This window comes from Streptomyces rishiriensis, from assembly GCF_030815485.1.
Taxonomy (GTDB): domain Bacteria; phylum Actinomycetota; class Actinomycetes; order Streptomycetales; family Streptomycetaceae; genus Streptomyces; species Streptomyces rishiriensis_A.
In genome coordinates, this window is the sequence record NZ_JAUSWV010000002.1 from 4,669,194 (window position 1) to 4,687,955 (window position 18,762).

Sequence of the window (18,762 nt, forward strand, 5' to 3'; positions counted from 1 at the left end):
GGATCACTTTCCCGGTCAGTCCTCGCACGGAGGCTCGTAGGAGAGCCGGGGCAGGTATTCGTGCCACTTGTCGGCCGTCAGCACGCCTCGCGTGGTCGCGCAGATGCGGGTGATCGCCTCGTCCACGTCCAGATTCCACAGCCGTACGGTGTCGGCGCCGCTGGAGACGCCGAGCATGTGGCTGTTGGGGCTGAAGGACAGGAAGTTGCCGGTCTTGGCGTTGGGGCTCATCGACTGCCCGATGGCCGAGGCCCCGGCCGGGTCGGTCACGTTCCACAGCCTGATCGTGTTGTCGTTGCCGCCGCTGGCGAGGGTGTCGCCGTCCTGGTTGAAGGTCAGCGACACCACCGCCTCGGTGTGACCGGTGAGGGGCGATCCCCGCCCGGACGCCTGCGCCGGGTCCGTCACGTTCCACAGCCGAACCGTGTCGTCGTCGCTGCCGCTGGCCAGCGTTCGGCCGTCCGGGCTGTAGACGAGCGCGTTGACGGGGCCGACGTGCCCGGTCAGCGGCTTGCCGACGGCCTTGGTGTGCCGGGGGTCGGTCACGTTCCAGAGCCGTACGGTGTGGTCCGCGCTGCCGCTGGCGAGAGTGCGGCCGTCCGGGCTGAACACGAGGGCGTTGACGAACCCCCGGTGCCCGGTGAGCGGGGGCCCGAGCGCGGTGGCGTGGGCGGGGTCGCCGACGTCCCACAGCTGGATGGTGCGGTCGTCGTAGGCGGTCGCCAGCGTGCGTCCGTCCGGCGCGAAGGCCAGCGCGTCGGGGCCCAGGAACCGGGTGCGCAGCTCGACGGGCGGGCCCGCGGAGACCGGCCGGGCCGGGTCGGTGACGTCCCACAGGTACACCGCCCGGTTGGCCGTCAGCACCGCGAGGGTACGGCCGTCGGGCGAGAACGCGAGGGTGCGCTCGCCGCCGTCGTCGGGCATGAAGGGCGCGCCCAGCGTCACGGGCCGGTCGGGGTCCGCAACGTTCCACAGCCGGACCCTGCCGTCGCGGGCGGCCGTGGCCAGCACTCGCCCGTCCGGCCGGAAGGAGCCGCTGCGGCCGATCATGTCCGACGTGGGGATCGACCAGAGCCGGACCTTGCTGTCGCCGTTGCCGGTGGCGAGGGTACGGCCGTCGGGGCTGAAGCCGACGGCGTACATCTCGCCGCTGCCCCCCGCGAGCGGTTCGCCGACCTGTGAGGGGTACGCCGGGTCGCTGACGTTCCACAGGGTGGCCGTGCTGTCCGCGCTGCCGGCGGCCAGCATGGTCCCGGCGGGGTTGAACGCCACCGACCATATGGGGCCGGTGTGCCCGGTGAGCGGTGGGCCGAGCTGGGTCGTCCGGCCGGGGTCGGTGACGTTCCACAGCCGGATCGTGTCGTCCGTGCTGCCGCTGGCGAGGGTGTCCCCGTCGGGGCTGAAGTCCAGGGAGTGCACGGTGTCGGTGTGACCCGTCAGGACCCGGTCGATCCGTCGCGGCCGGCGCGGGTCGGCCGTGTCCCACAGCCGGATCGTGTTGTCGTCGCCGCCGGCCGCGAGGGTCCGCCCGTCCGGGCTGAACGCCACGGAACGCACGGCGGCGGTGTGGCCGGTCAGCGTGCCGAGCGCCGTCGGCCGGGCCGGCTGCGACATGTCCCACAGCCGTACGGTGTGGTCCTCGCCCGCGGAGGCCAGGGTCCGCCCGTCCGGGCTGAAGGCGAGCAGGTAGATCGTGCCGGTGTGGCCGGTCAGGGGCTTCCCGAGCGGGCGCGGACGGGCGGGATCCCGGACGTCCCACAGCCGGACGGTGCCGTCGTCGCCGGCGCTCGCGAGCGTGTGGCCGTCCGGGCTGAACACCGCGCTGCTCACCCAGCTCCTGTGGCCGGTGAGGGGCTTGCCCAGGGGCTCGGGACGGGACCGGTCGCCGACGTCCCACAGCCGGACGGTCCGGTCGTAGCTGGCGGTGGCCAGGACCTTGCCGTCCGGGCTGAACGAGGTGAGGTAGACGGCGCCGGTGTGGCCGAGGAGCGGCGTGGCCAGCGGCGCGTTCACGATGGAGATCAGGCGGTTGTTGGTGCCCGCGTCGCCGGGCCGCAGGTCGTGCGCCACGAGGTCGAGCTGCGCGGACAGCGACGGATCCGTGTACTGGACGCGGTCGGCCTCCGCGACCACCTGCTCGAACACGGCGTCGTTGCGCTGCTGCCAGGCGACCACGGCCGCGCCGACGGCGACGATCGCCAGCACCACCAGCGCCGACACCGCGCCCCGGCTGATCCACACGATGCGCCTGCGCAGCCTGACCGACGCGGCCAGGAACTCCACCGCGCTGCGGGTCAGGAAGGTGTCGCCCGCCGACTTCGCCCAGCTGTGGGCCTGCTCCAGCCGGGAACCCCGGTAGAGCAGCGCCGCGTCCCGGTTCGAGTTGTCCCAGGCCCGGCCGTCCTCCTCCAGCCGCTGACGCAGCAGATGGTCGCTGCGGTCCTCGTCGATCCAGTCGCGGAGCCGGGGCCAGGCGTGCAGCAGCGCTTCGTGGGTGATCTCGACGGTCTCCGCGTCGAGGGTCACGAGCCGGGCGCGCACCAGGGCCTCGAGCGACTCCTCCGTCTTGCCGGGGTCGGCCGACTCCTCCGCCAGTTGCCGGCGGGTGCCCCGGCGCCGGGTGGCCTGGGTGTCCTCGCCGAGCCGGACCAGCCGCATCAGGAGCAGCCGGGCCGCCGTCCGCGCCGCCGGGTCGAGCCCGGACCAGGCCCGCTCGGCGGTCGCCGCCACCGCGCCCTGGATACCGCCCGCCGCTCGGTAGCCGGCCAGCGTCAGCCGTCCCGCCTTCCGGCGCTGCCAGGTCGCGAGCAGCGCGTGCGAGAGAAGGGGTAGCGCGCCCGCGTGTGCTCCGCGCGGACCGTCGACGGTCACCTCACGCATGATCAACTCGGCCAGCCCCGGCTCCAGTTCCAGCCCCACCGCCCTGGCCGGCCCGGTCACCGCCTCGCGCAGCTCCGAAGTGGACAACGGCCCCAGCACCATGTGCCGGTGCTGGAGCGCGTCGGAGAGCTCGGGATGGCTGAGGCACTCCTCGTAGAAGTCGGCACGGACACCGAGGACGACGAGGACGGGGGGCGGTAACGCAGCGCGAGCCGTGCCGGTGGCGTCTGTGGGGGTTTTGGTGCCTGTGCTGGCCCTGGTGCTCCAGGGGCCGGTGGTCTCGGGCGGGTCGGTGGGGTCGGTGGGGTCGGTGGGGTCCGTGGGGTCGGCGGGAGTGCAGGCGGCGTGCAGGAGCTGGATGAAGAGCCGCCGGTCCGCCTCGTCGGGGCAGAGGGTGAAGGCCTCCTCGAACTGGTCGACGATGATGACCGGCCGCGCGGGGAGGCCGGAGGTGGCGGGGAGGCCGGAGGGCGCGGAGGTGGCGTGGCGGGCGGAGCCGGTGGTGCGGGCGGAGGGGGCGGTGCGGGCGGAGGGGGCGGCTGGATCGGAAGGTCCGGAAGGTTCACCAGGTTCGGAGGAGGGGGCCGCGACCCGTCGCGCCCAGGCGCTGACGGCCTCCCGTACGGCCCGCGCGAAGCCAGGGGTGCCGGGTGTCCCGCCGGCGACACCGGCGGTGGCCGCGGCCGCGGCCGTGCCTGTGTCTGAGCCAGAGACAGAGCCAGGGCGAGGGCGAGAGGCGGAGGCACGCCCAGTGGCCGATGCGGACACGGACGCCGGTGCAGACGCCGATGCCGATGCGGACGCCGCGGACGCAGGGGTCGATGCCGATGCGGCGGTGAAAGGGGCGAGCTCGGGGATTCCCCTGGTCAGCTCGGCCAGCGGATCGGCCCCCGGCACCAGGTGAAGGACGCGCGCGGAGTCGCCGGTCCGGGTCGCCCGGCCGCCGTTGTTCCGGTCGGCCGCCGCACCGTTCTGCAGGGCGGGCACGAGACCGGCGCTGAGCAGGGAGGACTTGCCCGCCCCGGAGGCGCCGACCAGCATGACCATGCCGCCCGTGCGTTCCGCCGCGCGGAGCTGGCCGACGAGAGCGTCCGTGCTCCGCTCCCGGCCGAAGAACCAACGGGCGTCCTGCTCACGGTACGAGGCGAGCCCGCGGTAGGGGCACACCCCGCCGGGGACGCCCGGAGCCTCGGCCGCCGGCCGCTCGCCCTCGTCCTCCGTCACGGAAGCGACGGCCACATCACCGACGACCGGATCGGCCACCGCCCGCTCCCACAGCCGCTGCCACTGGCCGAGGTCGTACAGTCCGGTGGACACCGGTGCGGGCCGCGCGCGCCGCGCCTCGGGTATCAGGACGTGCAGCACCGCGGCGAGGGCGGCGAACTGCGCGGGTACGTTCTTGGCCCGTCTCCAGTCGCTGATCCGCTGGGTGGACACCCTGACGGGGCGTCCCCGTTCGTCGACCCGCTGGAGCCGGGCGACCGTCTCGGACACGCGCTTGAGCGGAGGGTTGCCGGCCTCCCTGTACAACAGCGCGAGTCGTTCCGCGAAGGCTGTGCGTGCGCCCGAGTCGGAACTCAAGGCCTCCACCCCTAACTACCCCGCACGTGCAATCCGGACCGGAAAAACCACTTTATATGGCTGACCTGCGGTTAAGTGGGTGACCGGACATCGGATCCTCCTCGGTTCGGGCCGCAGCTGGCAGGATCCGCAGACAGAAGCGCATTTCCGGGCGTACGCGGGCGACCGCGCGCCCGGCGCGCGAACCGCGCCGTCCATGGCGTGGTCGACTCCGCCCGCACCGTTCGTCACCGGTCCGCACGAGGGGAGGGACCGGTGCCGAACGGTGCGGCGTGTGACGATCCTCAGACTGCGACACCGATGACGGTAACCGCGCCGGACCCCTGGACCCCTGGACCCGTGCTCTGGCCCCACGTCCCCGCCCTCGTGCCCGATGGGCAGGTCCGCGCGGAGCGAACGTGGAGCGAACCGCGGCGGAGCGATCCACGACGCGGAACCGCGAAGCGATCCACGGCGCGGAACTGTCGAGCGATCCGCGCCGCGAACCGCGGGCCGAGGCGGCGCCGCGCGGTCGTCCCGCCCGGGCGCGGGGCCCGCAGGCGGGTCCTGACGCGGCGGACGGCGGTGGCTCCCCGCTACGGCTCGGTCGAGCCCGGCTGGGTCGTCGGGATCCGGTGGGTGAAGAACAGCGCGAGGAGAGCGGCGAGCGCGAGGACGGCGAGGGCGGCGCGCAGGCCGTCGAGTCGTGCCTCGGAGTTCGCGTCGAGCGCGGCGTCGGTCACGGCCGCGGACGCGTCGGCGTCGTCGAGCACGGACTTGAGCTGGGCGTCCGACAGGAAGGGCACGCCGCTCTGGAGCTGGACGGCAGCCTCGCTCTTGACCCGGTCCGGGACCTCCGGGCTCTGTTCGACGCTGGTCAGGAACGAGGTGGTCAGCGTGGCGATCATGATCGACCCGGCGAGTGCCGTACCGATCGAGGCGCCGAGGTTGGTGACGGAGTTCTGGACGCCGCCGACCTCTGCGCTCTGCTCGTCCGGCACGGCCGAGACGGTGACCGAGCCGAGCTGGGACGCCAGCGCGCCCATGCCCAGCCCGATCAGCAGCAGCGGGACCGTGACGATCTCCGCGCCGGCGTCCGCGTCGAGGGCGGCCATCAGGATCACCGCCCCCGCGAACATCGCCAGGATCCCGAGCCGCACGACCTTGCGCGGTGAGACGTCCGGCAGGAGCCGCGGGATCAGGATCGCGGCGGCCAGCAGGGTCAGCGACAGCGGCAGGATGCGCGCGCCGGTCCTGAGCGCCGACAGGCCGAGCGCGACGGACAGATAGAGCGGTACGACGAAGAACACGCCCATCTGCACGAGGTACTGGAAGAAGAACATCGTCAGGCCGCCGGTGAGCTGCTTGTTCTCCAGCAGGGCCGGCTGCACGAGCGGCTCCCGGCCCCGGCGGACGAGCCGGGTCTCCCAGCGGAGGAAGACCCAGATCAGCAACAGGCCCGCGAGCATCAGCCAGACGACCGGCGAGACGCCGAGCCACGAGGGCGCGTCGGGCTTCGGCCGGAACCAGCCCCACTGGGACGAGCGCAGGACGCCGAACACGAAGATCCCGAGCCCGAGGGCGGAGAGCCCGGTCCCGACGAGGTCGATGCGCGGACGTCTGTCGGGCGTCGCGTCGGCGACCCGCCGGGCCAGCACCAGGATGCCGAACACCAGGAGCACTTCCCCCGCGAACACCCACCGCCAGGAGAAGTACGTGGTGGCCACGCCCCCGATGAGCGGCCCCACCGCGATGGCCACCGCCCCGGCGGCGGCGACGAGCCCGTAGGCGGCGGGGCGCCGCTCCACGGTGAAGTTGCCGGCGACGAGGGCCACGATCGCGGGCAGGATCAGCGCCGCCCCGATCCCCTCCAGGAGCGCCCAGCCGACCAGCAGCACCGGCAGGTTCGGGGCGAGCGCCGTGGTCAGCGACCCGCATCCGTAGACGACACAGCCGATCATGAAGGCCCGCTTGCGGCCGATCAGCGCGCCGACCTTGCCGCCGGGGATCATGAGCATGGCCATCACGAGGGTGTACGCCGTGATCGCGCCCTGGATCCCGGTCACGGTCGAGCCCACGTCCTCGGCCACGGTGGCGATCGACACGTTCATGACGGAGCTGTCGAGAGCCATCAGGAACTGGCCCGCCGCGAGGGTCAGCAGGACCATCCGCGCCGTTCCCGAACGACCGTGCGTGTCTGCTGGGGGACTCATCCTCGGAGTCTCGCAACGGTGGCACGGAACGGCTCCGCGGCTCGCCAGCGGAGTCAGCCGGGTGGCGGTTCGGCGGCGGGGTCAGCCGGGTGGCGGTTCGCCGTGATCCGGCCGCACGGGCGTCAGCGTTCCCCCAGAGCGGTGCAAGAGGCCGGCCGGCGCTCACGGCGATGGCGATCACTCCGAGAACCAGCTGGATCCAGCCCCAGCTCGTCAGGACGAACTGGAAGACGTAGTCGGGGGTGGAGACGTAGCTGTCGTCGTCGGTGATACGCGACGTGCGGCACCGCCCCCTCGAGCCTGAGACGTCACCGGGGCGGGAGATCACCCTGGGCGGGTGAAGTCCGCGGCGCGGATCACTGGTGGCCTGGAAGCGCACACATCGGCGACGCGGCGGGCGCCCGGGAGCTCGCACCGCCGGCGCCGACCGCGTTCCCCTAGGCGTGGGCACGCGGAGCCGACCGCCCGTGATCGGCCGAAGGGAGCCCCGACGTCCGAAGGGAGTCACGACATCGCCATGGCCCCACGCCATGGCCATGACTACCGCCACTGCCACTGCCACTGCCACCGCCACCGCCCCGGGCGTCCGGCGAGACCACCCATGGAGCCGCAGCCATGACCGACAACCGCCCGGCCGGAGACGACGTGCGGCACCGCGCCCCGCAGGAACGGGCCGCGCTAGGCAAGGCCGCGCGGGCCGACGTGCCCCGCTCGAGTCACGCCGAGTTCGCGCCCGGACCGGGGCGGCGGGACCCGCTGGAGATCATCGAGAGGCAGTCGGCCACAAGGCTGTCCGAACTCGTGCCGATCCGCTACGCCAGGATGTCCGAGTCGCCGTTCCGGTTCTACCGGGGAGCCGCCGCCATCATGGCGTCCGATCTCGCCAACACCCCGACGACGGGACTGCGCACCCAACTGTGCGGTGATGCCCACATGTTGAACTTCCGGCTGCTGGCCTCACCCGAGCGGCGCCTGATGTTCGACATCAACGACTTCGACGAGACGCTGCCGGGCCCCTGGGAGTGGGACGTCAAGCGCCTGGCCGCGAGCCTCGTCATCGCGGGCCGGGCGAACGGCTTCAGCACCAAGCAGCGGGCCTCGATCGTAGAGGCCACCGTGCGGTCCTACCGCGAGAACATGCGCTCCTTCGCCGGACTCGGCAACCTGGCCGTCTGGTACGCCCAGTTCGACGTCAAGTGGGTCCGGGACCGGTTCGGGGCGGACCTGTCCGCGCGGGGCCGCGAGCGGTGGGCGCAGGCCGTGACCAAAGCCCTCTCGCACGACACCCTCCAGGTCTTCGACAAGCTCACCCACGTCGTCGACGGCAGACGCCTCATCGCCCCCGACCCACCGCTCATCACCCGCCTCGACGACCTGATGCCCGGTGAGGGACGGGGCGGCGACGTGGAGAAGGGCATCCGCCGGCTCATCGAGCGCTACGGCCAATCCATCCAGTCGGACCGGCGGTACCTGCTGGAGCAGTACCGGGTGGCCGACATGGCACGCAAGGTCGTCGGGGTCGGCAGCGTGGGCACCCGCTGCTGGATCGTGCTGCTGCTCGGCAAGGACGACGAGGATCCGCTGTTCCTCCAGGCCAAGGAGGCCGACGAGTCGGTCCTGGCGCCCTACGCCGGGGTGAGCGCGTACCGGACCCAGGGCGAGCGGGTGGTCGCCGGACAACGCCTGATGCAGGCCACCAGCGACATCTTCCTGGGCTGGGAGCGCGTCGAGGGCATCGACGGCCGACGACGGGACTTCTACGTACGGCAGTTGCGGGACTGGAAGTGGGTCGCCGTGGCCGAGGACATGGTGCCCCGCGGTATGCGCACCTTCGGCGCCCTGTGCGGCGCGACCCTGGCCCGGGCCCACGCGAGATCCGGCGACCGGATCGCCATCGCCGCCTATCTGGGCGGCGGCGACAGCTTCGACCGCGCGCTGATGACCTTCGCCGAGCGGTACGCCGACCAGAACGAACGCGACCACGAGGCACTCGTCACCGCCCTCCGGACCGGACGACTGCCCGCCCAAGAGACCTGAACACCGCCGCCATCGACCCCGCGCTCTCGACGACCGACGGAGCGCCGCAGCACGCCGAAGCACGCCGCAGCACGCCGACGCCGACTACGGCTGCGGCTGCGGCTGCGCCTGTGCTTGGTCCACCACGCTGCCCGTCCGCACCGCCTCCGCTCCACGGGCGGGACCCTCCGCCACCGCCGTCCCTCGCACCCTCGACTCTGGCCGGGGCACGGGGAAACGGCGATCTTTACCCGAGCCGAAGGCCCGACGCGGTGACGAAACCGCGTCGGTCGTGCGCCCTGTCTCGTCGTCGCTGGTCGTCCTATGATCACTACTCTGCGTACGAGGGGGCGTGGCATGGCGGCTGGTGGATCGGCATCGCGGCGGGCACAGGAGGCGCGGCGGCAGGAACGGTTGCTGAGGGAGCAGTGGCAGGCGGCCCGGCGACAAGCACGTCGATGGGAAGCCGCGAGTGAGGGTGAACGCAGGGTCGCGGCGCAGCTGTTGGTCCTGACCGCACGCGGGTGGCGATTACTGGTGGACCGCAGGTGGCCGGGGACCAGGGCGGCCAACGTGGACATGTTGCTGGTCGGTCCCGGCGGGGTGTTCGTCGTCGACGTCAAGAACTGGCGCTCCGCACCGGAGGCCCACGAGGGAAGGCTCCGCGTCGGCGGCGAGCCCCGTGGCGACCACGTGGCCAAGCTCCTGGCCGTGACGAAGGCGGCCGAGTCGGCGGTGGCGAGCCTGGGGATGTCTCCGGTGGCGGTCCAGCCCCTCATGGTTTTCGCGGGGCATCGCGTCGATGCGGAACTGGGCAGGATTCGCCTGCTGGGAGAGCACGAGGTCGGACCGGTCCTGCTGTCGGAGCGCCACCGACTGCGCGCCGAATCCGTACGGGCGATCGCCGATCACCTGGAGCGGGTCTTCCCCGAGCACGAGGGCTCCGCCGTGGCACCGGGGGTGACCCCGGCCCCACCACGGGAACAGTCCCAAGAAGCGCTCCCCGACGGGCTGTTCGACCTCGACGGTCTGCGCGAAGCGGCTCTCGAGGAAGCGCTGCGGGCCCCGATCGAACAGTGGATGACCTTCCTGCACCCCGACCAGGTGGCTCTCGTACGCCGTAACTGGGCGGGTCCCGCACGGATCAGCGGCCCGGCCGGCACCGGTAAGACGGTGGTGGGCCTGCACCGAGCGGCCCATCTCGCCCAGCGCACCACCGGCCGCATCCTGTACGTCACCTTCGCCAACAACCTGCCTCGCGTGCAGGCCACCTTCCTCAAGGCCATGTCTCCCGCCGTGGCCGACCGGGTCGAATTCCGCAGCCTCCACTCCTGGGCCCAGGAGTTCCTGAACGAACACGGCGTCCCGGTCCGGTTGCACGGAGACAAGGCCCAGACAGCCTTCAGCCTCGCCTGGAAGCACGTCGGCCGCGACAGCTGCCTGGCCGAGATCGACCCGGCCCCGGCCTACTGGAAGGAGGAGATCGACCACGTCATCAAGGGCCGAGGCATCACCTCCTTCGAGGAGTACGCCACGGTGCCCCGCAGGCGACGCCGCGCGAGTCTGCGCCGTCCCCACAGACAGGCGGTCTGGGCGCTGCACGAGGCGTACGAAGCGCTGCGCGCCGAGCGTGGCGTGCACGACTTCAACGACGTCCTCTCCCTCGCCCTGGCAGAGGCGCTCCGCCACCCGGGACGACCGCGCTACGCAGCCGTGATCGTGGACGAGGTCCAGGATCTGACCCTGGTCGGAGTGAGGCTCCTGCACGCCCTTGTCGGTGACGCACCCAACGGGCTGCTGCTGGTCGGCGACGGCCAACAGGCCGTCTATCCGGGCGGCTTCCGCCTGTCCGATGCCGGCATCGACATCCGCGGTGACCGTGGACAAGTGCTGCGCACCAACTACCGCAACAGCAAGGAGATCCTGGACGCGGCGCTCGCCGTCGTCGCCGAGGACTCCTTCGAGGACATCGACGGGCTGCGTACCCCAGGCCGCCGGGACGTCGACCTCACGTACCACGACGGACACGTCCTCCGGGTGACGCGGTCGACCCTGGCCGAGCACGACCAAGCTCTCCTGGAAGCCCTGCTGGGCCTGCCGCTCGCAGCGCGCGCCGACGCCGCAGTGCTGTGCCCCTCCATGCGCGCCATCGGCCACTACCAGCGCCTTCTCGAACGGGCAGGCATCCCTGTATGCCAGCTGGAGCACTACGACGGCCGCCCCGTCGACGCCGTCAAACTCGGCAGCTACCGCCGGGCCAAGGGACTGGAGTTCAAGCGGGTCTACCTCCCTGAACACAACGCGGCCTTGACGAACGGCTCCCGCCCACCCGAAGCCGAAGTATCCGAAACGCGACGCGAGCGCGAGGAACTCCTCCGCAGCGGCCTCTTCGTAGCCATGACCCGAGCCCGCGACATCCTGTGGCTGGGCACCGTGCTCTCACCGTGATGCCCGCTCGTCCTCGCGCATCGTGTGCATGCGCTCATGCCCCGCTCCCCGCCGCCCCGCGTTACCGGGCAGCCCTACAGATCGACACGTCGTGTCTCGTTGTCGTCCCGCCTGAGAACGACGTGCGCCGGTCGGAACGGCACGCTGCGCAGAACCGGCTCGAGGACCGTGAACAGCGCATCGGCATCGGGCCCGTAGGCGTACACGGCGGCTTCGCCTCCTCCGAACTCGTTCCCGTCGACCTCCCCGACGCCGGCCTCCTCGCTCGCCGCCTCCATCGCCTGCGCGGCGTCGTAGATCCGCTCGCGCTGGTCGACGTCGCCGAAGCCGTCACCGGCAAGCCGGAAGTACGCGATGACGGCGTGCTCCTCATCCCCGCTGTCAGGGGCCATGGGTGTCTCCATGCCGGACACCATGCCATCGAGCTCTGACACCCTCACCGCCGAAAGAGCCGCCCACGATGTCGAACGGGACGGAAACTGCACCGGGCGAAACGCGTCGAGGCCTCTCGCCGCGCCGGAGTCGGATCGCACGTCGGCTCTCGGAGGCGGCGTGGAACACAGCCCAGTCCTGGGCGGCCCGTGCCGGGCTACCGTGAGGCTGTGACAAGCGCGGCGGAACGCCCCCTCCTCTTCCTCGACGTAGATGGTCCGCTCATCCCGTTCGGGTCGTCACCCGATCACCCACCTGCCGCCACCACCCGCGCCTCGACACCTGTCGATCAGGGAAACCCACTGCTGGATCGGCTTGATCCCGGGATCGGGGCGCGTCTCATGGCCTTGGGCTGCCAACTCGTTTGGGCCACGACCTGGCTGGAGCAGGCGAACGAGGTTGTCGCCCCACGGATAGGGCTTCCGAAACTGCCCGTGGCGGAGTGGCCGGACGGCCATGCCGATGCCGAGAAGGACCCGCGCGGCCTCCATGGGAAGACCCGGCACCTTGTCGAGTGGGCCGACGGCCGACCGTTCATCTGGGTCGACGACGAGATCGGCTCCATGGACCGTCTCTGGGTCTCCGCCCAACACCCGGGGCCTTCGTTGCTTCATCGCGTAGAACCGGCCCGGGGCCTCGCGGACCCGGACTTCTCCGCGATCACCGACTGGCTCCGGAAGCACGGCTTCGTGCTCCCTCCCCTCCGACCGGGTCGCCCCACTGAAGGGGATCTCCAGGCTTGGCCGGGCCCTCTGGGACGGCCGTGACCGAGGAGGCCCACCGGAAGCAGAACCGGCCCGTCATCCAGACTGGCGCAGGGCGCAGACCTGGCGGTGTCTGTGCTTCATCGATCAGAGCAAGGGGTGCCCGGCCTGGCCGTTGGCTGGTGTGGCCCGAACCGTCGATCGTCGACAGGTGCGTTGATGCTCCTATTGCTGTCAAGCGGCTCGGAGCCAGTCGCGGTAGGCGTGAGCGAGGTCGTCGTCCCTGCTGAGTCCCCTTTCGAGTCTGGAGATGGTGGTGGGCCAGACGCCGAAGTGCTGGGCGACGGTGGTGAGGGTGATGTTCTTGGCCTGCCGCAGAGGCCGTAGGTCGGCTATGCCTGGAATGTTGAGCGTGGTGGTGAGACAGCGGAACATCTCCCGGGCGATGGCCCGCTTCAACATCCGGATAACCTCTTTCTTCGTCCGTCCGGCGGCGACTTGCCGTGTGACGTAGGCGCGAGTTCGGACGTCGCCGGACATACGGACCAGGGCGATGCGGTAGAGCGCGGAGTTGGCGGTCCGGTCCCCGCCCCTGGAGAGGCGGTGGCGGTTGGTTCGGCCGCTGGATGCGGGGACCGGGGCGGCTCCGCACAGAGCCGCGAAGGACGCCTCGGTTCGCATCCGTTCGGGATTGCCGCCCGCGGTGATCAGCAGCTGCGCGGCGGTGTCGGGGCCGACACCGTAGGTCGCCCGCAGGCCGGGGTTGTGTGTGGTGACTTCGGCATCCAGGGCCCGCGTCAGCGTCTCGTGCTCGGCAGTGAGTTCCTTGACGCGGCGGGCGAGGCTTTTCAGCGCGGTCAGGACAGCGGTGTGCAGGGCGTCGCCGGCCGGTCGCAGCCGAGCCAGGGCCTCGGTGCGGTCGGTGCGCTTGAGCTGCCCGTACTTCGAGCGGATCGCCTCCGGAGCGGTGACGAGGACCTGGCCGATCTGGTTGAGCGCGGCGGTGCGGGCCTTGACGGCCGAGCGGGCGGTGTTGTGCAAGGCGCGTATCCCACCGACCGTGTCGTCCTTGGGGGAACTGGTGGCGCGTCCGGACAGGGCGGCGCGTGCGGCGGCGTAGGCGTCGATGGGGTCGGACTTGCCGGTGCGGCGACGTTCGGCCTTGTCGGGGCGGTTGACCTCGATGACCTGGTGTCCGTGGGAGCGGGCAGTCCGGGTGAAGCCGGCCCCGTAGGACGAGGTGCCTTCCACCCCGACCGCGATCACCCGCCCGTGGGCGGTCAGGAAGGCCAGGGCCGCCGCGTATCCGGCGGTGGTGGTGGCGAACTCCGCGTCGGCGAGATGGCCTCCGTTGTCGCTGATGACAGCGACGTGGACGGTGTCGGTGTGGGAGTCGACCCCGCCGAACACATCCTGGTCCACGATGTCCGCCGCACCCTCTGATGTCATGCTGATACAGCCTTCCCAGCCGAAGGTAGGCGCCGGCCGGGTGGCGCAGACAGGACATTGAAGGGGCTTCTGACCAAGCTCCTATCAGGTCATGTTCCGCCCGGCCGGGGCCATGAGAACAGATCCCGGCGGCCGGACAGAACAACGCGAAGACAGTCCAGCAGGGCGTCAGTCAGTGCCCGGGTCACGACCACCGGAACCCGAGTATCAGCATCAATGTCAGTGCTTGCGCCTATGGTCTCGAACGCGCGGTCGGCTTCCGGGGGTTCCAGCTCTGAAGGGATGGTTTCATCCCCGGCCTGTCTGGGGGCGGCTCGGGGACTTGTCCGGGACCTAACCGACGGTCGGGCTTCGTCGATGGCCACGAGGTGACCTGTCAGCGCCGGCCGCGCACCCCCTCTCGCGTGGGCGGACGCACGCTTTACAACTGTGGTGGCGGGGCGTTGGACCGCGTGCGGGGGCCCCGCGTGCCCCGCGTGCCGTCCGGTCTCCTCGACGAGATGGATGAGCACCCAGCGGAGGTCGGCGTTGCCGAGCCGGCAGTCGGGGTGGCGGCCGACGTCATCCAAAGAGGCCGCGGCCACGATCGCGTTGCTTCGAGCGCACTGGGCCTCGTACGACGCACACGCGCGGCCGGGAGTGCGCCCCGTCGCTTCGAGGGAACCGGATGCGCACCACCGGCCGTCGTTCAGGCCCGGGTGTAGCCGCCGTCGGCGAAGAGTTCGGCGCCGGTGACGAACGACGAGGCGTCCGAAGCCAGGAAGAGGGCGGCCTCGGCTATTTCCTCGGCTTCGGCCAGCCGCCCCAGTGGCACGACGGCCTCGGCGAACCGGTCGACGTCCGGCCCCGCGGCGCGCAGCAGGGCAGGGGTCCGCGTGGGTCCCGGGCTGAGGACGTTGACCCGGAATCGACGCTCTCGCGATTGCCGGGCCCAGTTGTGCACGAGGTTGCTCAACGCTGCCTTCGAGGCGCTGTAGACCTCGAGATGCTCATTGGGGCGCACGCTGTTGCTTGAGCCGATGACCAGGATGGAGGCGTTCTCCGCCAGCAGCGGAAGCGCCTTCTGGACGGTGAATAGTGGGCCCTTGACGTTGACGGCGAGTGTGAGGTCGACGTTCGCCTCGGTGTGGGCGCCGAGCGCGGCGTCCGCGACGATTCCCGCGTTGGCCACCAGCACGTCGATGCGTCCGGCCTCCTCGCGGACTCGCGCGTAGAGCGCGTCCAGGTCGGCCAGGACCGAGACGTCGGATCGTACGCCGGTGGCCGCAGGGCCCATCTCCTTGACTGCCGTTTCGAGGCGGGCGATGTCCCGGCCGGTCACGAAGACCCGTGCGCCCTCTCGGACGAAGCGGTGGGCGATGGCCAGCCCGATCCCGCTGGTCCCTCCGGTGATCACGGCCACCTTCTCCTGCAGCACGCCTGGCATGTCGAACCCCTTCAGTTGTGGAATGGATCGTCCATAACGTAGGCAGTAATGGACGATCGAGTCAAGAATGGCTAGGCTGAGATCATGCCGAGACCACGCGCATTCGACGAACGCCAAGTCCTGGAGCGTGCCCGGGAACAGTTCTGGGCGACCGGCTATGCAGGAACCCGGATGGACGACATCGCCCAGGCGACCGGCCTGGGCAAGGGCAGCCTGTACGGCGCATTCGGCGACAAGGGCAAGCTGTTCCACCGTGTGTTTGGCGACTGGTGCACCGCAGTCGTTGAGGTGGCCGAAGAGCGGCTGGCAGGTGGCCCGGACGCTGAGGCCCTGGCGCGGCTGTCGGGATACGTGCACCTCATGGCGGAGAACACCGCCTCGGACGCCGAGCGCCGCGGGTGCCTGTTGGCCAAGGGCGCGGCGGAACTGGCCCAGCACGATCCGACGGTCGCCGGACGGTCGGCCGAGACCATGACGGCACTGCTGACCCTGCTGCGGACGGAGATCAGCGCCGCCCAGCGCCACGGCGACATCGATAGCGCTGCGGATCCGGAGCGGTTGGCGGCACTGCTGTTGACGGTGGTCCGCGGTATCGAGGCGGTAGGCAAGGCCGGCCTGGACCCGGAGACGCTGCGGAACATCGCAGACACCGCACTGGCGGTCCTGCCCATGCCCGAGGGGCAGAATCGCCTCGCAACCGTGCGCACTCCGGCCCGCGATAACTAACTTGGTGCCATCCCGGCCACATGATCCGCCGGACAGTGACTAGCCTTCTCGCGCGTCGTCCGCGAGTGGGACGGTGTCCTTGGTCGGCGGGGCTGTGATGGCCACAGGCTGATTGGTGTCGAGGAAGGTGATGGTCAGGTCGAGCGGCCCGTCTCCGGCGCCGGCAAGCAGGTCGCTGTGCTTGCCCCGCACGCGGAACTGTTTGGTGCGGTCGTCGCCGTCTATCCACAAGTCCATAACGAGCGGGTCGGAAACTTCCAGCTGTTGGAGCTGATCGAGGCGCTCTCCCATCAGGCCGTCGCTGTTGACCGTCCCCTTGTAGTGCGTGGTCCTGGCGCCGTCGACCGTCTCCGTGCCGATCAGCCGCAGGTCCTTGGAGTTGCTCAGAAGCGTGGCCTGCGCGGTCGGGGTTTCCTGCAGCTGGCTCGGCAGCACGCCGTAGGACTGGTTGTTCACCCCGCTGCCTCCCCATGTGGCCGGCGCAGCGCTCAGCCAGCTCTTGCCGTTCAGCTTCTGGGAACGCACCCCACTCCCGCCGACGTACATCACCTCGTCGACGAACCGGATTTCCAGCTGGCCGTCCCCGGCCCGGGCGGTCGCAGGGGTCATCTTCATACTCATGGCCAGTGGTTGCGTGTTCATAAAGGCCTCGGCATTCAAGCGGCCTTTCGCTGGCACGGTTCCGCTGATCCGATAGTGAAGCGACGTGATGTCCTCGAGGTTCTTCGCAGCCTTCGCCACGGCCGCCGCGGGAGTCACCTTGGGTGGGTCTTCAACCGCGGAATCGCTCTTGGCACCCCCTCCGCAGGCTACCGACCCCCCAGCGAGCAGTACGGCCACGAACGCCACGCTCGTCGCTCTGCGCGGTACGGAAACAAGAACGGACATTCCCACGACCCCCAAGATGGATGGCAGATCCATGCCAAGGCCGCGAGCCTAACTCGGGGTGTGTCCTGAGGTCTGCTGGGGCTCGTGAGGTATGCGCGTCCGACCTGCTCGCCCGCTTCCGGAGGCCGTACGCCTGGCCAAACCTCCAGCCCCGGAAGCTGCGGGCCATCGACCTGTCGCCACTATCGCGGGTGGTGACCTGGAAGTTCAGCCAGATCAAACCGGTGTTCACCCGACCCGGCATGTGCGCCTCCCGATGGCAGACCCGGCCGTTGCTCCGCCCAAGTGACCGGCTCGTCGGCGCGTTGGCCTCCGACCCCTGACCCCTCGATAACGGCCAGGTGTACACGGTCTCGTGCCCGCGCTTCCGTGCAGGAGCCTGGCGTGAGAGGGCAGCCGACGGCCGACAAGCGGAACAGTCTGATTAGGCCACGTCTTCCTCAAGGGCAAGCCGGATGCCGACCCGCCGCAGCCTCCGCATATCGCCGTGTGGCGCTCGGTCCGAAAGAGCGGGGACACCAAGACCCGGAAGTCCCGGCGCACGCTCGCTCTGCCGACGCGCTGCGTCGATGCTCTGTGGCAGCAATTCGAAGATCAGGGCTGGGACCGGCTCGCCGCCGACGAGAAGTGGGAGGAACACGGGCTCGTCTTCTCCTCAGCCGTCGGCAAGCCGCTCGACGCCGCCAACGTCCGCCGCGCCTTCCGCCAGGCACTCAAGGACGTCGACGGGATCGACGCCGACGAGTGGACTCCGCGGGAGCTCCGGCACAGCTTCGTGTCGCTGCTATCTGACCGTGGCGTGCCGCTGGAAGTGATTTCGCGGCTCGTCGGGCACTCTGGGACGGCTGTGACGGAGGAGGTCTACCGGAAGCAGATCAGGCCCGTCATCCAGACCGGGGCCGTCGCCATGGACGGCATCTTCGGCACCGATCCGTGGCGGCCGTAGCCGTCGTAGTCACGCAGCCGGCCACTCAGGAATCGATAGTCACGCAGTTAGACACGCAGCAACGCCAGAGGGCCCTTACCGATTCGGTAAGGGCCCTCTGAACTGCGGTTTAACTGTCGGGGTGGCGGGATTTGAACCCACGACCTCTTCGTCCCGAACGAAGCGCGCTGCCAAGCTGCGCTACACCCCGATGTCGCTGCTTGTCCTGCTTGTCGCGGCGACGTCGTTTACTTTAGCCCACCGGTGGCCCGAGACGAAATCCGGTTTTGGCGCGGTGGCTGAGCGGGTTCGGGCGGGCGTGGTCGAGGGCCACGAGGACGACCGCGAGGGCGTAGAAGGAGAGGCCGAGGAGCAGGGCGTTGGCGAGGGCGTGTTTGTAGCCGTGGGCCTCGACGTCGAAGAAGGGGTAGAGGTAGCGGCCCGGGGCGCCGGCCGGGATCAGCTGGGCGCGGGCGAGGCAGAACGCCAGGTAGGCGACGGGGTAGATCATCCAGGTGGCGGCCCGGCGCAGGCGCAGTCGGCCGGGGGGCGTCAGCAGCAGCCAGTCCAGGACGGCGGCCGTCGGGGTCACCGTGTGGATGAGATGGCCGGCGACCAGGTGCCAGCCGGTGGGCGCGGTCGTCGTGCCGGTCACCGAGAAGGGGACCGCCGCGTCCGTCAGGAGCAGGTGGTAGACCAGGCCGGTGATCGTGACGTAGAGCAGTGCGGCGCCGGTCAGGGCGGCGGGGAGGGGGCGACGGGCCGTCCATGCGCGGCGGGCGGAGAGCAGCGTGACCAGAGCCAGCAGGATGTTGCTCTGGATCGCGAAGTGACTCAGGACCCGCAAGGGGCTGCCCAGCATGAAGGCCAGCGTCACGCCCGCGGCAGCCGTGCTGGCCAGGAGCAGGCGGACGACGGCGGCCAGCGGGCGGCGTACGGGGGCCACCACCGCCGAGGCGGGGACGGAGGAGAGAAGTAGCGCGTGGGTCCGCGGGATCGCGGGCAGATCCGGGATGTCCCTGGGTATCGGCGCGGTCATACCCTCACGCTAGGCAAGCGCGGCAAAAGGGGCGATACGGGTGGACCGTCCGAGTG

11 protein-coding genes, 1 tRNA gene and 3 pseudogenes are annotated in these 18,762 nt (G+C 70.7%); 5 read left to right on the plus strand and 10 right to left on the minus strand.

Annotated elements, in window-relative coordinates; genetic code table 11:
* Positions 1–15: 15 nt before the first annotated feature.
* The 3 genes and pseudogenes from QF030_RS23295 to QF030_RS40770 all read right to left on the minus strand — a co-directional run.
* Positions 16–4,470 carry an nSTAND1 domain-containing NTPase gene (locus QF030_RS23295; protein WP_307164583.1) on the minus strand — a complete coding sequence of 1,485 codons (4,455 nt, stop codon included), beginning with the start codon at positions 4,468–4,470 and terminating at the stop codon, positions 16–18.
* A 566-nt stretch (positions 4,471–5,036) separates the two neighbouring features.
* The gene (locus QF030_RS23300; RefSeq protein ID WP_307164584.1) at positions 5,037–6,653 is read right to left on the minus strand and encodes an MFS transporter; all 1,617 of its coding nucleotides are present in this window, start codon (positions 6,651–6,653) and stop codon (positions 5,037–5,039) included.
* 145 nt (positions 6,654–6,798) lie between these two features.
* Positions 6,799–7,191, minus strand: a pseudogene (locus QF030_RS40770) (DUF7144 family membrane protein); the annotation flags it as partial.
* Positions 7,192–7,268: 77 nt separating this feature from the next.
* Here QF030_RS40770 and QF030_RS23305 point away from each other — a divergent pair.
* Positions 7,269–8,690, plus strand: coding sequence for a DUF2252 domain-containing protein (locus QF030_RS23305; RefSeq protein WP_307164585.1), 1,422 nt, complete (start codon positions 7,269–7,271; stop codon positions 8,688–8,690).
* A gap of 336 nt (positions 8,691–9,026) precedes the next feature.
* Positions 9,027–11,117 carry a nuclease-related domain-containing DEAD/DEAH box helicase gene (locus QF030_RS23310; RefSeq protein WP_307164586.1) on the plus strand — a complete coding sequence of 697 codons (2,091 nt, stop codon included), beginning with the start codon at positions 9,027–9,029 and terminating at the stop codon, positions 11,115–11,117.
* A gap of 74 nt (positions 11,118–11,191) precedes the next feature.
* Here the strand turns inward: QF030_RS23310 and QF030_RS23315 are convergent, their stop codons facing one another.
* Entirely contained in the window at positions 11,192–11,650 is a 459-nt protein-coding gene (locus QF030_RS23315) for a hypothetical protein (protein WP_307164587.1), read from the minus strand.
* Between the two features lie 69 nt (positions 11,651–11,719).
* Between QF030_RS23315 and QF030_RS23320 the strand changes: the two genes are divergently transcribed.
* Positions 11,720–12,316 (plus strand): HAD domain-containing protein, encoded by a 597-nt coding sequence (locus tag QF030_RS23320; RefSeq protein ID WP_307164588.1) that lies wholly within the window; start codon positions 11,720–11,722, stop codon positions 12,314–12,316.
* A gap of 171 nt (positions 12,317–12,487) precedes the next feature.
* On the opposite strand, the gene QF030_RS23325 is transcribed toward QF030_RS23320, so the two are convergent.
* From QF030_RS23325 to QF030_RS23335, 3 genes and pseudogenes are all read right to left on the minus strand, one after another.
* Positions 12,488–13,702, minus strand: a complete 1,215-nt coding sequence (locus QF030_RS23325; RefSeq protein ID WP_307164589.1) for an IS110 family transposase — start codon at positions 13,700–13,702, stop codon at positions 12,488–12,490.
* Between the two features lie 464 nt (positions 13,703–14,166).
* Positions 14,167–14,358 (minus strand): annotated as a pseudogene (locus QF030_RS23330) (mycothiol transferase); the annotation flags it as partial.
* A gap of 32 nt (positions 14,359–14,390) precedes the next feature.
* On the minus strand, positions 14,391–15,128 hold the full coding sequence (locus QF030_RS23335) for an SDR family NAD(P)-dependent oxidoreductase (protein WP_307164590.1): 738 nt from the start codon (positions 15,126–15,128) through the stop codon (positions 14,391–14,393).
* Between the two features lie 84 nt (positions 15,129–15,212).
* On the opposite strand from QF030_RS23335, the gene QF030_RS23340 reads away from it, so the two are divergent.
* Positions 15,213–15,854 carry a TetR/AcrR family transcriptional regulator gene (locus QF030_RS23340; RefSeq protein ID WP_307164591.1) on the plus strand — a complete coding sequence of 214 codons (642 nt, stop codon included), beginning with the start codon at positions 15,213–15,215 and terminating at the stop codon, positions 15,852–15,854.
* Between the two features lie 39 nt (positions 15,855–15,893).
* Here the strand turns inward: QF030_RS23340 and QF030_RS23345 are convergent, their stop codons facing one another.
* Positions 15,894–16,742: an LppX_LprAFG lipoprotein gene (locus QF030_RS23345; RefSeq protein ID WP_307164592.1), complete on the minus strand. Its 849-nt coding sequence runs from the start codon at positions 16,740–16,742 to the stop codon at positions 15,894–15,896.
* A 430-nt stretch (positions 16,743–17,172) separates the two neighbouring features.
* On the opposite strand from QF030_RS23345, the pseudogene QF030_RS23350 reads away from it, so the two are divergent.
* A pseudogene (locus QF030_RS23350) lies at positions 17,173–17,688 on the plus strand (tyrosine-type recombinase/integrase); the annotation flags it as partial.
* Between the two features lie 116 nt (positions 17,689–17,804).
* Here QF030_RS23350 and QF030_RS23355 read toward each other — a convergent pair.
* Together QF030_RS23355 and QF030_RS23360 are read right to left on the minus strand one after the other, a co-directional pair.
* A tRNA-Pro gene (locus QF030_RS23355) sits at positions 17,805–17,878 on the minus strand.
* A 42-nt stretch (positions 17,879–17,920) separates the two neighbouring features.
* Entirely contained in the window at positions 17,921–18,706 is a 786-nt protein-coding gene (locus QF030_RS23360; RefSeq protein ID WP_307164593.1) for a Pr6Pr family membrane protein, read from the minus strand.
* Between the last annotated feature and the right edge of the window lie 56 nt (positions 18,707–18,762).